This window comes from Gilliamella sp. Nev5-1, assembly GCF_001690895.1.
GTDB lineage: Bacteria > Pseudomonadota > Gammaproteobacteria > Enterobacterales > Orbaceae > Gilliamella > Gilliamella apicola_C.
The window spans coordinates 1-14,843 of sequence record NZ_LZHO01000053.1; the positions used below are offsets into that span (position 1 = coordinate 1).

Annotated in this window: 10 protein-coding genes; 4 read left to right on the forward strand and 6 right to left on the reverse strand. The window is 34.7% G+C overall.

The genetic code is table 11. From position 1 onward, the window contains the following. The first annotated feature begins 268 nt into the window (after nucleotides 1–268). Nucleotides 269–1,165 carry a DMT family transporter gene (locus A9G41_RS07245; protein ID WP_075539493.1) on the forward strand — a complete coding sequence of 299 codons (897 nt, stop codon included), beginning with the start codon at nucleotides 269–271 and terminating at the stop codon, nucleotides 1,163–1,165. A gap of 87 nt (nucleotides 1,166–1,252) precedes the next feature. Here A9G41_RS07245 and A9G41_RS07250 read toward each other — a convergent pair whose 3' ends face one another. Together A9G41_RS07250 and A9G41_RS14740 are read right to left on the reverse strand one after the other, a co-directional pair. Next, nucleotides 1,253–1,927 (reverse strand): AcvB/VirJ family lysyl-phosphatidylglycerol hydrolase, encoded by a 675-nt coding sequence (locus tag A9G41_RS07250; protein WP_075539494.1) that lies wholly within the window; start codon nucleotides 1,925–1,927, stop codon nucleotides 1,253–1,255. A gap of 31 nt (nucleotides 1,928–1,958) precedes the next feature. Next, nucleotides 1,959–2,093 (reverse strand): hypothetical protein, encoded by a 135-nt coding sequence (locus A9G41_RS14740; RefSeq protein WP_257005401.1) that lies wholly within the window; start codon nucleotides 2,091–2,093, stop codon nucleotides 1,959–1,961. A 725-nt stretch (nucleotides 2,094–2,818) separates the two neighbouring features. Here A9G41_RS14740 and A9G41_RS07255 point away from each other — a divergent pair. From A9G41_RS07255 to A9G41_RS07265, 3 genes are all read left to right on the forward strand, one after another. Next, entirely contained in the window at nucleotides 2,819–4,195 is a 1,377-nt protein-coding gene (locus A9G41_RS07255; protein ID WP_075539495.1) for a hypothetical protein, read from the forward strand. Between the two features lie 113 nt (nucleotides 4,196–4,308). Next, nucleotides 4,309–5,829 carry a hypothetical protein gene (locus A9G41_RS07260; RefSeq protein WP_075539496.1) on the forward strand — a complete coding sequence of 507 codons (1,521 nt, stop codon included), beginning with the start codon at nucleotides 4,309–4,311 and terminating at the stop codon, nucleotides 5,827–5,829. Nucleotides 5,830–5,846: 17 nt separating this feature from the next. After that, nucleotides 5,847–6,515, forward strand: coding sequence for an HD domain-containing protein (locus A9G41_RS07265; RefSeq protein WP_075539497.1), 669 nt, complete (start codon nucleotides 5,847–5,849; stop codon nucleotides 6,513–6,515). A gap of 139 nt (nucleotides 6,516–6,654) precedes the next feature. Here A9G41_RS07265 and A9G41_RS07270 read toward each other — a convergent pair whose 3' ends face one another. The 4 genes from A9G41_RS07270 to nrdA form a co-directional block, all read right to left on the reverse strand. Continuing rightward, entirely contained in the window at nucleotides 6,655–7,578 is a 924-nt protein-coding gene (locus tag A9G41_RS07270; RefSeq protein WP_075539498.1) for an AEC family transporter, read from the reverse strand. A 24-nt stretch (nucleotides 7,579–7,602) separates the two neighbouring features. After that, nucleotides 7,603–10,257 carry a bifunctional uridylyltransferase/uridylyl-removing protein GlnD gene (glnD, locus tag A9G41_RS07275; RefSeq protein ID WP_075539500.1) on the reverse strand — a complete coding sequence of 885 codons (2,655 nt, stop codon included), beginning with the start codon at nucleotides 10,255–10,257 and terminating at the stop codon, nucleotides 7,603–7,605. A gap of 179 nt (nucleotides 10,258–10,436) precedes the next feature. Next, on the reverse strand, nucleotides 10,437–11,567 hold the full coding sequence (nrdB, locus tag A9G41_RS07280) for a class Ia ribonucleoside-diphosphate reductase subunit beta (protein ID WP_065581704.1): 1,131 nt from the start codon (nucleotides 11,565–11,567) through the stop codon (nucleotides 10,437–10,439). Between the two features lie 121 nt (nucleotides 11,568–11,688). Then, nucleotides 11,689–13,974, reverse strand: a complete 2,286-nt coding sequence (nrdA, locus tag A9G41_RS07285) for a class 1a ribonucleoside-diphosphate reductase subunit alpha (protein ID WP_075539499.1) — start codon at nucleotides 13,972–13,974, stop codon at nucleotides 11,689–11,691. Between the last annotated feature and the right edge of the window lie 869 nt (nucleotides 13,975–14,843).

Genomic DNA, 14,843 nt, shown 5'->3' on the forward strand with positions numbered 1-14,843 from the left:
TTCCATTTGCATATTTTGTAAAATCCTTTCTTTTTTATTTATTAATAACTACTTACTTTAGTTTTTTTGCTTATTTTGTTTAAAATAATTTGTAATAATGCGTATAAAAAGCTAGTATTGCTAAAATTTTCATTATTCAAATAGCGCCTTTTCTTTCGTTATCAACGTTTTCTCATAAATTGTTTTAAATACTACTATTTTTAATAAAAGATTGAGCAATGAGCTGTACTTTGGTTGCGAAATCGTTATGTGAGCAGAGAGAATTATTATGTTATTTTCAAAAAGGACACAAGGACACTTAATTGCCTTAATGACAGTGTTTCTTTGGGGAACAACATTTATTGCAACTAAAGTTTTATTGACAGATTTTAAACCAGTAGAGATCTTGTTTTTTCGATTTGGGCTTGGCTATCTAACCCTTTGGATCTTATCACCACACTTTTTGGCTTGGCAGGGGAGTAAGCAAGAGTTTATGTTTTTATGCGCAGGGCTTTGTGGGGTAACTTGTTACTTTTTGTGTGAAAATATTGCATTAACTTACACAACGGCGTCTAATGCTGGGGTGATTACCACTTTAGCACCAATATTTACTGCAATATTATCGATATTCTTTTTGAAGACCGAAACACCACCTAAACGTTTTTATATGGGGTGTTTATTTGCAATTGTTGGTGTTGCATTAATTAGTTTTAATGGGCAGTTTGTGCTTTCGCTCAATCCCCTTGGTGATTTGCTTGTTATGTTAGCGTGTTTGTTTTGGGCTTGTTATTCAATTTTAGTAAAAAAGAGTAGTAATTATGGTTACAATACAATTTTATTAACAAGACGATTCTTTTTTTATGGTTTGATATTGATGCTTCCTGTATTGCCACTCTTTGATTTTCAATGGAATTTATCACGTTTTACCAATACTGTTAATCTTTGTAATTTTTTATTTTTGGGTGTTGGAGCCTCGGCTATTTGCTTTGCATCTTGGAATTATGCCGTTAAATTAGTGGGTGCGGTTAAAATTAGTATTTATTTATATTTGGTTCCGATTCTTACTATTATCGCTGCTGTTGTGATTTTGCATGAGCCGTTTACTTGGATTGCCGCTATTGGGACATTGTTTACGCTTTGTGGCGTGTTATTATCAGAAGGCAAAATCAGCGTAAAAAGAAAATAAGCCGTTTTTGCTAAATTGAATATGAACAGGCACATTATCGCCTGTTTGATCATTTTTTAAAACATTTTGGTATCATGAGTCGAATGGCTACATTCTTTTATCAATGGCATCCATGATAATTTTACCCAAATGTTCATAATTTTCATCGAAATGGTGCCCACTGGGTAATCTAAATGTTTCTCCTTTCATTTCTGGTTGTAAGCATCCAGTATCATTTATTTCTTCTTCACCATATATACAAAATAGTTTGCTGGCAGGGATGTTATTGATTTCTGGAGCTGTTTTCATTTCATGACCCGATTGACCAAGCCAACCACTGATTTCAATTTCAAAATTAGCATTTTTAGAAAATGCAATCATTACAAGTGCTTGAACACTTTTTTGATCTTCAGTTGATAAGCGATTATAAAGAGCAGGTAGAATATCCCCCCGCCGAATAAATATCCAGCAAGAATAAACTTCGCTATTCCCCATGTTTCGTGGTACTTTTGCATCAAAATCGTATATTAGGTAAGCAAATTGTCCAACAAAATAGTTGAAATAACCTTGTGTCTTTATTAGTTTTTTTTGGGTAATTGATGGTAATACAAAAAAGCAAGCAGTAAAGCTTAAAGACAAAATACAGTCCCTGCCCGTCAGCCATATACCATTTTTTGATATATGAAGCGCTAGCATTATTGTTTGTTGTGCGTGGATTAATGCGGCAATTGTTGCGAATAAAGATAAAGAACAACCTAATGATAACGTCACAAAAAGTGACATTCTGGCCACATCTATGGCGGTTAAGCCTTGTTTAAAATAAAGGCGGCATCACGCCACCCGATAATGCTGATAATCCGATTGCATTACCGATAGCTGAGGCACAAATTCCGCCCAGTACAATATTGCGGGTTTCAATTTGACGCCCGTATAACGTGCAGCTGACCATCCGTAGCAGATAAACACGAAAATAAAATTGTAGACATAGAAAGGTGATGAATAGCTCTTTTTAGCTCATTAACATTGATTGCCTTAAGTAAGTGCCAACACACAATCAGTGCTATAAAAAAAAATAGATAGGCCAAATAGTAGAGCTATAAACTGGCGATAACGGGTGAAGTATTCTATTAACTGCCAAGGCAAACTTTACGCATTGATATTTTCACTTACTCAACTCCAATATTTGCTTTGATAATATTTTGATTCGTGCATTTTACCTTTCCATTTTAGAGAAAACAATCCAAAGAAAATAAAAAAATATAAAAAAACATTAATTATTAGATTTTTTATTATTAAAAGGGTGCGTTTGCTTTGTATAAAAAAGATTATGTTGCGATAAAAACAGCTTGTACTTTATATTATCACGTTATTACATACACTTTTGAAGTAATTCGTTATTTGTTTTCATATTTTGCAGCAGTATAATATGTTTAAATATTGTACTAAAAATAAAGTTATATGTTACACTGGGTAGATAAATAATTAACCATTTGTGATAATAAATAACTCTTTTAATCTAACAATGAATTGCATAATAAGAATATGGAAAACGATAATATCACAATAAAAAATAAGAAAAAATGTAATAAAAAAAACAAAAATTTGTTATTTAAACAATGGGCATCGAGGTATTTTATCCATTTTCATGAGACTAGAATATATTGGTGTAATAATTTGTATTTAAAACTCACAAATAACCTGATCACTTTTAAATCAATTTTACCTTTTTGTTGTTTAATGGGGATTAGCTATTCTTTATTTGCTGTGTTACCTAATGTTGAACCTGCAAAAACTGCAAAAGCAATACAAGGTTCGGCGCCTTATTTAACCTTTGATGGCGGTCAAACCAAAGCTTGGGATACGGATAAATTTTTAGATATTGAATTACCCGATGGGCGTGTGCTGACAAAGAAAAATCATGCTTCATCTAAAGCTGACCCGATATCACTATTAAGTGATAATATTAAACTTCGCGATATTAAAACACTTATTCCGCTAGGTCAAAACGCTATTTCAATGACCGATTTGCTGAATAATAACGGTTTTTGGGCGGATAAAGATGGCGATGGTGATATTACCGCAACGGGGAATTTAACCATTACTGGTCGAGATGCCAATGGTACTGAAATGGGATTAGATGATACCTTTCAGGATTGTTATGCGCCATATAGTATAACAATGCATAGTGATAATAGCATTTTATCAACAGCTTATGGCGAACCAAAGTCGACTCCGATAGGGGCTAATCGCGCCACTTATTATCTAAATCCGCCTAAAGGCGCTTGTACTTATTCTGTAAAACCTAGCCTTTATCTGAGTAATAGTCATAAAGGTAATTGGGGTGGGTCGAATTATTCAGGGCCACCAAGCGAGTGGGATGATGCAAAAGGCTTTAAACGTCAAGATCTGAATAACCCTGCATCAAACTTCCCTACAACCGGAATGAATGGGTTATTTTTTGAGATGGATATGATTGATAGCTTAGGTAGTGAAATGGCGTTTGATAAATCGCCGTCTACTTCTGGTATTGATTTAAATATAACGGGCAATGGCAGTATTGCTAAGATTCGATTAGTCGGTCCTAAAGATGGTGCTAACGCAACCGAGGCAGCAACAGCCGTACCCACTACTTTTATATTATATTCTGATAGCGCCAAAACCAATAAAGTATACAGCTTTACGATTCAAAAATGGTTTATCGCAAGGAAAGATTATGCAGGTGTAAGTCAGTATGCTGACGCTAAACAATATTGCGAGCAGTTAGGGTATCAAGTACCTATCGTTAACCAACTGACTAATGCTAATTCCCGATATTGGAATCAAGGCTTAGCGGGTCAAGGTAACAACTACCAACGTCGTATTGGTGGTGGGCTTTTAGCTGAGTGGGGGGCTGTGTCTGATTACCGATATCCTGGTAGCAATATGGCTAGCAATTATACTTATTGGACTCAAAATACATATCAAGCCGAACGCCTCTATAACCTTGTGGTATATTCTACGGATGGAGCCACTGATACTAGAACGTATGGAAGAACAGTTTGTGTAAATTAGTGATATACAGTTATGAATAATTAAATAAACCAGCAACAGCGAGGTATATTTTATAAAAATAATTATACTCGTGTTTTGTATTTATGTGGATGTCTATGTAAAGGAATAGTAACATGAACTCAAAAAAGCAACTGGCTTTAATAAAAAAGAATAAAATAAAACCATTTAGACAGTTAAACTATCTTTTTTCGTTTTTTTATGAGGATAAACAGTACTTGCTTTGTGATTTGTATTTAAAATTCATAAATAACCTAATCACCTTTAAATCAATTTTACCTTTTTGTTGTTTAATGGGGATTAGCTATTCTTTATTTGCTGTGTTACCTAATGTTGAACCTGCAAAAACTGCAAAAGCAATACAAGGTTCGGCGCCTTATTTAACATTTGATGGTGGGCAAACTCAATCGTGGGATACGGATAGATTTTTAAATATCGAGCTACCTGATGGTAAAGTGCTAACCCCAAAAAACAATCCCTCATCTAAAGCTAATCCGATATCATTGCCACGTGATGGTATAAAACTTAGTGATATTAAAACGCTTATTCCATCGGGTCAAAGTGCTATTTCAATGACCGATTTGCTCAATAATAATGGTTTTTGGGCGGATAAAGATGGCGATGGTGATATTACCGCAACGGGGAATTTAACCATTACTGGTCGAGATGCCAATGGTACTGAAATAGGATTAGATGATACCTTTCAGGATTGCAATGCGCCCTATAGTATAACAATGCAAAGTGATTATAGTATCTTATCAACGGCTTATGGCGAACCAAATTCAACTCCAATAGGGGCTAATAGCGCCACTTATTACCTAAATCCGCCTAAAGGCGCTTGTACTTATTCTGTAAAACCTAGCCTTTATCTGAGTAATAGTCATAAAGGTAATTGGGGTGGATCGAATTATTCAGGGCCGCCAAGCGAGTGGGATGATGCAAAAGGCTTTAAACGTCAAGATCTGAATAACCCTGCATCAAACTTTCCAACCATGGGGGCATATGGACTATTTTTTACCATGGATATGGTTGATAGCTTAGGCAGTGAGATGACGTTTGACAAGTCACCAGCAACATCGGGCATTGATTTAAATATAACAGGCAATGGCAGCATTGCCAAGATTCGGTTAGTTGGACCCAAAGAGGGGGCTAGCGCTGCCGAGGCAGCAACCGCAGTACCGACGACCTTTATCTTATATTCCGATAAAGCCAAAACGAATAAAGTATATAGTTTTACCATTAAAAAATGGTTTATCGTAAGAAAGAATGATAATGATATTAGTCATAGTTATGCTCAGGCTGAACAATACTGTAATCAGTTAGGCTATCAAATACCTACAGTTGATCAACTGACTAATGCTAATTCTCATTATTGGAATCAAGGCTTAGCGGGTCAAGGTAATAACTACCAACGCCGTATTGGTGGAGGGCTATTTTCAGAATGGGGAGAAACTCATGATTCTGCTAACATTAACGTGGGCTACCCTGGTAGTAATTTCGCAAGTCATCGGGCTTATTGGACGCAAAACACATATAAACCTCCTTACGAGCCCCTTATGAATCTTCAAGTACACTCTAATATAGGAATGGTTAGTACTTGGGGTTACACGAGTTATGGCACGGTCTGTGTAAATTAAAATGTCGCTATAATATCATGAATAATAAAACAAATAAATATAAACAGGGCGTGATTCAAGCCATACAAGCTTTTGTTAAACAAAAATTAGCTAATGACTTTTCGGGGCATGATATGGCGCATATTGAGCGAGTGGTGAGATTGACCGAGCAGATTTTACAGCATGAACCAAAAGCGAATGCGTTTATTGTGATTGTGAGTGCTTATTTGCATGACGTGATTGATGAAAAAGTGGTTGCTAATATGAATCAAGCTATCATGGAGTTGCGTAATTATTTAATATTACAGGCGTTAACCGATAACGAAATTAAAATGATCTTTGACATTATTGAAAACATGTCATATCGAAAAAATCTTAATCAGAAAAAAACATTATCATTAGAAGGGCAAATTGTACAAGATGCCGATCGCTTAGACGCATTGGGTGCAATTGGCATTGGACGCACTTTTTATTATGGTGGTAATAAGCATAATATTATGTACGATCCAAATATTTCCCCCCGAATGGTATTGGATGAAGATAATTATAAAAGATCTAATACAGTTATTAATCACTTTTATGAAAAACTTTTGTTGCTTAAAGATATGATGAATACCCAAACAGCTAAAAAATTAGCTGAGCCAAGGCATCAATTTTTAGTTCAGTTTGTCGAACAATTCGAAAAAGAATGGACAGGTAAGGAATAATTGCCCGCTATTCTATTGATTAAACAATAAGTAGGTTGTTGATAATGCTTTTAACTAGTCTAAAACCGCGTTTAGGCTTTTTTAAACTATTTAAAGGCTGGATTTACTAAGTTTGCTTGGTAAAGATTGGTAACGGCGCTTAAAAAGGTATTGGCGCGCCAACAAGTGTTAGTACAATAGGTAAAGTGATTAAGCTTAATAATGTGCTAACTAAGGTTGCGCTTGATACCAGTTCTGGGCGAGTATCAAATTGTACAGACATTAATGTGGTATTGGCAGCACTTGGCATTGCAGCTAATACAATTAATACTTGCTTATAAATTGGTAAAATAGGCATAAAATAAACTATACCACATGCAACCAAAGGTGAAATAACCATGCGGGTTAGCAATGAAAACAACAATTTTGGGTAATCAAGTTGTTTGATCTTTATTTTGGCTAGTTGCATTCCCAAAATAATCATAATCACAACAATTGAAGAATCACCAATCATAGCAATGGATGTCATTATTGATTTAGATAAAGGAATATGGCACAACTGAAAAATAATACCTAACAATGCCCCATAAGCAACTGGCATGCGAATAACTTTATTAATAACATCTTTTTGACTAACAATATCATTATGAGCACTGCCCTTTGCAGCGTAATAAATACCGACTGTGCTCATTACAAATTGTTGTAACACCATCATAATTACGCCAAGGTCAAATCCCACGGCGCCAAAAAAGACTAAAAGTACAGGGGTACCATAATTACCATTATTCATAAAGCATGCACTTAAAATCATAGCGCAGCGCTCTTTGGTTGAATATTTCATCATCATAGACCAAATGGAGATGATAAGGACTAATGAAAAACAGAGACCAAAAATATAACAGATATAAAATAAATAATCGGCCGTTAACGTATGCGTATAAAATGTTTTAAATGCCAAAAATGGAGAAAGTACATAAAGTGACATTTTTGATAGATTAGCAACATCAAAATTTAAGGCTTTTTGTGCGATAAACCCGACAATAAAAATAGCAAAAATGGGAAACAAATTAATAAAAAATTGCATAAGCGATGTCTTTAATTTGATTAATTAGTTCATTGAATCAATGGTAGTTACGATTGATTCTCGTAATTGATTACAGGTAGTATCATCCAGTGCATTGTTGTATTTATCTGTTAAGATAAATAAATCTTCAATATGTTCACCAATAGTGGCAATTTTAGCACTCCGTAATGATAAATCTAAATTAGCAAATATCTCGCCGACACAAGCAAGTAAGCCAGGCATATCTAAGGCAATAAGTTCCATATAAGTTTGCCTTTCATTGAAAGCGGATAAAAAATTGACTTGTGTTGGTACAGAAAAAGATTGCAATCTTTTCTTTGGTGGTTTAATTGTCACTCCTTGATAAACGGGGTGTTGTAGTGCCTTTTCTAGAGCTTTGATAATACCTTGATGCCGATCTTCTTGCACTGTTTGCCCATTTGGTTCAAGTACAATAAATGTATCAAGGGCAAAGCCTTTTTTATTGGTAATAATGAGTGCATCATGAATAGTTAAATTATGCATACTGAGTGTATTACAAACAGTTGCAAATAGATAAGGCCTATCTGGCGAATAAATAAAAATCTCACTGCCACCATGATATGGATTTGGATTGATTAACACTAAGGTTTGCGTTAAATCATGATGTAATAAATTTTGAACATGTATAACAATTTGTTCTGTTGTATACCGCAGAAAGTAGTCAACTCGACAGTCTTGCCAAAGATTCTTGATTTGCCATTCATCGTAATTTTGTTTGAGTAAAGTCGCGAGTGCGTCTTGTTTGTGTTGCCTTGCAATACTTCGTTGCTCTGGAATTTGGTGGATACCTGAATCAAAAGATCGCATTGCGGTAAAATAGAGCTCACGCATTAGGCTTTGCTTCCAGCTATTCCAAAGCGTTTCATTGGTTGCACAAACATCGGCAATAGTTAAACAGAGCAAATACTGTAAGCGGCGCTTACTTTTTACTTGTTGAATGAACTCTCGAATCACTGCGGGATCTTGCAAATCGCGACTTTGTGCGGTTACCGACATCAGTAAGTGATAGCGTACTAACCAAATAATTAAATCGGTATCTTTGGCATCTAGCTGGTGTAATTGACAAAATTTTTCAACGAGCTGTGCACCTATTTCAGAATGATCACCATGTCGACCTTTACCTATATCATGAAATAGACCTGTGATAATAAGTAGTTCGGGTTTGGATAATTTAGCAAATACTGCCGAACTATTAGGATGCTTTTGTTTGCCGCTATCTGTTTTTAGGTTATCTAATTCAATTAGCAATCGAATGGTATGTTCATCAACGGTATAAGCATGAAAAAGATCAAATTGCATCATGCCAGCGATATGCTTCCAGTCTGGAATATATGCGGCTAATATGCCATATTGATGCATGGGTAAAATGGCTTTTTTTATTGCGTTAGGGTGTTTGATGATCATCATAAAAATTTGCCGCGATTTAGGATCTTCACATAGCAAAGCTTTTAATTTTCTTCTTGCCGAACGTAACTGCCTAATGGTGTTTGAATAAAGCCCTGTAATTTGTGGATTAAGCAAAATGGTATAAAAAAGCTGCATAATCATGACAGGATCTTTTTTAAAGAGGTTATCCTCTTTTATATCAATTAAGTTTTCTCTAATTTGAAAATATTCATCAATATCATAAGGTTTATTTTTTGGGTTATGCTCAAGTATCGATTCATAAAACAGTTGTAATAACATCTGATTGAGTTCAGTAATATTGTGAGCGACACGGTAGTAGTCGTGCATCATTTTTTCTACTGGTGTGTTACCTTCACCTTTGTAACCTAGCATATTGGCAATGCTAAGCTGTCTATCAAAAAGCAAGCGGTTATCATAACGTGAGATCACGCAGTGTAAGGCAAAACGCATTCGCCATAAAAATTTACGGCAAGTTTTGAAGTCTTCAATATCTTCAGGGGTTAAATAATTGAAGTCAGCCATTTTTTGTAAAAATTCACCCCCAAAATGGCGAATGGCGATCCATTGGATTATCTGCATATCGCGCAATCCGCCTGGGCTATTTTTCAAATCAGGTTCTAGATTATAAGAGGTACTGTGATACTGCTGGTGGCGATTTTGTTGTTCTTTAATTTTTGCTTGATAAAAAGCACGAGAAGGCCATATCTTATCGCTAAAAATTTGTTTGTGTAATTCATCTAACAATAATTGATTGCCCGAAATAAGCCTTGATTCAATTAAATTAGTCATTATGGTGATATCATTTTTCGCTTCTTGCAAGCAAATTCTCAATGTTCTAACACTGTGACCTATATCTAAATGTAAATCCCATAACAAGCGAACCAAATCACCGATCTGTTTTTCAATCTCTTTAGTCAATGGATAATCACTTAGAATCAAAATATCAATATCTGACAATGGATGTAATTCAGCCCGACCATAACCCCCAACGGCAACCAAAGCGATGCGATTGCGTTTAAAAAAAGAAGAGACATATTTAGGAATTTGGTAAAAACACCATAAACGCTGAAGTAAACGATCAATAAATTGACTACGTAAATATATTAATATATCAATATCAACTTGTTGCTCAAATTGAATCATAGACCATTGTTGAAAAGCTTCAAGCTGCTGTTTTAGATAGCTGATATTTATTTGGTCATCGCTAAAATTAAGAGGAGAGATAGGGTAACACAAATGTGTTTTAGTCATAGCTATATAATTAATATCAAGACAATTCAATAGCTATATCGTTACCTGATTTTAAATGTCTGTCAAGTGACAGTTGGAAGTAATCAAATCTTTAGCGACCGATATTATTTATAAAAAAGGAACAATAATTTGTTCCTTTTGTAAAAAACTTTTAGGGGCTATACCATTTAGTATAAAAATTATAATTTGAAATCACTTAAATCATCTTCATTAATTTCAGAATCAATTTGTCCAACTAAATAAGAACTCATTTCCGCTTCTTGTGGAGCTACTTGGACATTATCAGATACGAGCCAGTTATTGATCCATGGAATGGGGTTTGATTTAGTATCAAACGGTAGTTTTAGCCCCACTGCTTGCATGCGAATATTAGTGATATATTCGACATATTGGCATAAGATATCTTTATTTAAACCGATCATTGAACCACCCTCAAACAGGTATTCGGCCCATTCTTTTTCTTGGTTAGCTGCTTGTAAAAATAGGTTATAACAATCTTGTTCGCACTCTTTGGCAATTTCGGCCATTTCAGGATCATCTTCACCACTGCGCAATGTGTTGATCATAAATTGTGTGCCAGTTAGATGTAGGGCTTCGTCACGTGCTATAAGTTTGATAATTTTTGCGTTGCCTTCCATTAGCTCACGTTCAGCAAAAGCAAATGAGCAAGCAAAACTGACATAAAAGCGGATGGCTTCAAGCGCATTTACACTCATTAAACAAAGATATAATTTCTTTTTGAGTTCTCGTAAGCTAATGGTGATGGTTTTATCATTAACATTGTGTTTACCTTCGCCAAGTAGATTGTAATAGCTGGCATAGCTGATAAGATCGTCATAATAACCTGCAATATCACCAGCGCGTTTTTGAATTTCTTTATTCGTGACAATATCATCAAAAACAACAGAAGGATCGTTAACAATATTACGAATAATATGTGTGTATGATCGAGAATGTATCGTTTCTGAAAATGACCACGTTTCAACCCATGTTTCAAGCTCTGGGATTGAAATAAGTGGTAATAATGCAACATTCGGGCTACGTCCTTGAATGGAATCAAGCAACGTTTGATATTTTAAATTACTAATAAAAATATGCTTTTCATGCTCTGGTAATGCAGCATAATCAATTCGGTCTTGAGAGATATCAACTTCTTCAGGGCGCCAAAAAAAGGACAGTTGTTTTTCAATTAATTTTTCAAACATTTCGTATTTTTGTTGATCATAACGAGCAACATTTACCGGTTGTCCAAGAAACATTGGCTCTTTTAGTTGATCATTGTGGACGTGTGAGAAGGTGCTGTAATTCATACTCATAATCGAACTCCTAACGAAATTGGGTAATTTTTCTTTAAACAAAAAGAAAAATAGGAATAGTATAGGATAACCGCTCAGTTATCCTATACTTTTATTTTAGTGCTGAATGAGGCAATTAGATTTTGCACGCTCCGCCTTCACAACCATCATCACTTGCTTTAAATTCAATATCGCCTTGAATATCTTCAGCGCCATCACGTGTATTATGATAATAAAGGGTTTTTACACCATATTTGTAAGCCGTGAGTAAATCAGCTAATAATTGTTTCATCGGAACTTTATCATTCGGGAATTTGGTTGGATCATAATTAGTGTTCGCCGAAATAGATTGATCTATAAATTTCTGCATGATCCCCACTAATTGTAAATATCCAGTATTATTAGGGAGTTGCCAAAGTAGTTCGTAAAAGTTTTTTAGATTTTTATAGTCAGGTACCACTTGTTTTAAAATACCATCTTTAGAGGCTTTCACACTTATAAAACCACGTGGTGGTTCAATACCATTTGTTGCATTGGAAATTTGCGACGAGGTTTCAGATGGCATGAGTGCTGATAACGTGGAATTACGCAGTCCATAAGTTTTAATCGATTCTCGTAGTGATTCCCAATCATAGTGTAATGGTTCTTTAGTGATAGTATCTAAATCTTTTTTGTAAGTATCTATTGGTAAAATACCTTGAGCATAAGTTGTTTCGTTAAATAGTGGGCACGTCCCCTTTTCTTTAGCAAGGTTATTTGATGCTTTTAACAAATAATACTGCATGGCTTCAAAAGTGCGATGAGTTAAATTGTTAGCGCTGCCATCGGAATATTTAACCCCATGTTTTGCTAAATAATAAGCATAGTTAATTACACCAATTCCTAATGTCCGACGGTTGATTGAAGAGTTTCGCGCCGCAGGAACTGGATAGTTTTGGTAATCTAGTAGTGAATCGAGCGCGCGTACTGTTAAGTCAGCAAGTTCTTCAAAATCATCTAATGATTCAATTTTGCCAAGGTTAAAGGCAGATAATGTGCAAAGTGCAATTTCACCTTTTTCATCATTGACATTATTAAGCGGTTTAGTTGGTAGCGCAATTTCCATACATAAATTAGATTGGTGAACTGGCGCTACTTGAGCATTAAATGGGCTGTGCGTATTGCAATGATCAACGTTTTGAATATAAATTCGTCCTGTTGATGCGCGTTCTTGCATTAGTAATGCAAAGAGTTCAACGGATTTAACCACGCGTTTACGAATATTTACATCTTGTTCATATTGGTGATAAAGTGTTTCAAATTTATCTTGATCGGCAAAGAAAGCATCATAAAGCCCTGGTACGTCTGATGGACTAAATAGTGTAATGTTTTCATTTTTAATTAACCGTTGATACATTAGTTTGTTGATTTGTACGCCATAATCTAAATGGCGTACACGGTTTTCTTCAACACCACGATTATTACGTAAAACCAGTAAACTTTCGACTTCTAAATGCCAAATTGGGTAAAAAATGGTTGCTGCACCACCACGTACCCCGCCTTGTGAGCATGATTTAACAGCAGTTTGAAAATATTTATAAAATGGAATGCAACCAGTGTGGAAAGCTTCACCACCACGAATTGAACTGCCTAAAGCACGAATTCGCCCCGCATTTATGCCAATTCCAGCTCGTTGTGATACATATTTAACAATCGCGCTTGCCGTTGCATTGATAGAATCTAGGCTATCATCACACTCAATTAATACACAAGAGCTAAATTGGCGAGTAGGTGTACGAACCCCTGCCATAATTGGTGTTGGCAATGAAATTTTAAAGGTAGATACCGCATCATAAAAGCGTTTAATATAGTTAAGGCGTGTTTCTTTCGGATAATTGGCAAATAAACAAGCCGCAACTAAAATATATAAAAATTGCGCACTTTCATAAATCTCTCCAGTAACGCGATTTTGAACCAAATATTTACCTTCAAGCTGTTTAACCGCTGCATAGGAAAACGACATATCACGCCAGTGGTCAACAAACTTATCCATTTGTTCAAACTCCGCTTGCGTATAATCTTCAAGTAGATGCTTGTCGTAATGCTCACTGCCAACCATTTTTTTCACGTGTTCGTAAAGTGCAGGCGGTGTAAATTGGTTATAAGCTTTTTTACGTAAATGAAAAATCGCTAAGCGTGCTGCTAAATACTGGTAATCAGGGGATTGTTGTGAAATCAGGTCAGCGGCTGCACGTATAATTGTTTCATGGATGTCTGATGTTCTAATTCCATCATAAAATTGGATATGAGAACGTAATTCAACTTGAGAAACGGAAACATTTTCTAGCCCTTCGGCTGCCCACGCGATGACTCGATGAATTTTGTCGAGATTGATTGGTTCTTTATTTCCATCTCGTTTGGTTACTAGTATTGATTTATTCATTCTTTCTATCCACTTAAATTGTAAAATTTATCGTAAGGTATAATAATTGATAATTATCAAAATATACAATATATAGTGCCTATTAATCAGTTTATCACTATATATAGTGTATTTATTAATCAATAACGTGAATTTTTTAACTAAAATCAAGCGAATTAGTTTTAAAATGTAAATTCAGCTTTTTGTTAAAAAAAGAGTAAAGATAGATATAAGTGGAAAAAGTGAAAATACCTCAATGTTAAGAACTACCTTCAAGTGCATTTTTGGTATTGAATAACGCTGTTACTACATCGTTGTCATTAGTGCTTGTAACAAGATCGTTACCTAGTTTATTGGCCAAATATAGTTTTGAGCAGACCCATTTTGAGCCAGAAAGTCGATGTTGGTGTAAACTCAACTAATTGTTTTTCTGCGTTTGTATAATACTAAGTCATGTTGATTTTATGATTGATACTTAAAAAATCAAGTTTATCGCTATCATAATATTGGGCTACTTAAGCGGTGCTACTTTAATTCTGTCTTTGAATGAATAGTTGGTTTGCAGAGATGTATTTTTGAGTTCAGTACCATAATAATTTTAGCCATCAACATTTAAACCAAACAATTCTACATCATCTATATTTTTTCAACTTCTGATGATAAAAATTGATGAAATTTGCAAAAGATAGTATTAAGTTGAAAGTTGCTTTAAATTTTTTGCCTTTAATTTAGTTCACTTTTATATCCCTTTCATCACTAATCATATTTAAATAAAATTAATTCATTATTATTTATAGTATTAAATTCAATTTTTTTATTAAAAATAATGCTAATGTATTTTAAAGTACTAAATGATTTAGCATAACTAATTACAATACTGATAATAGATT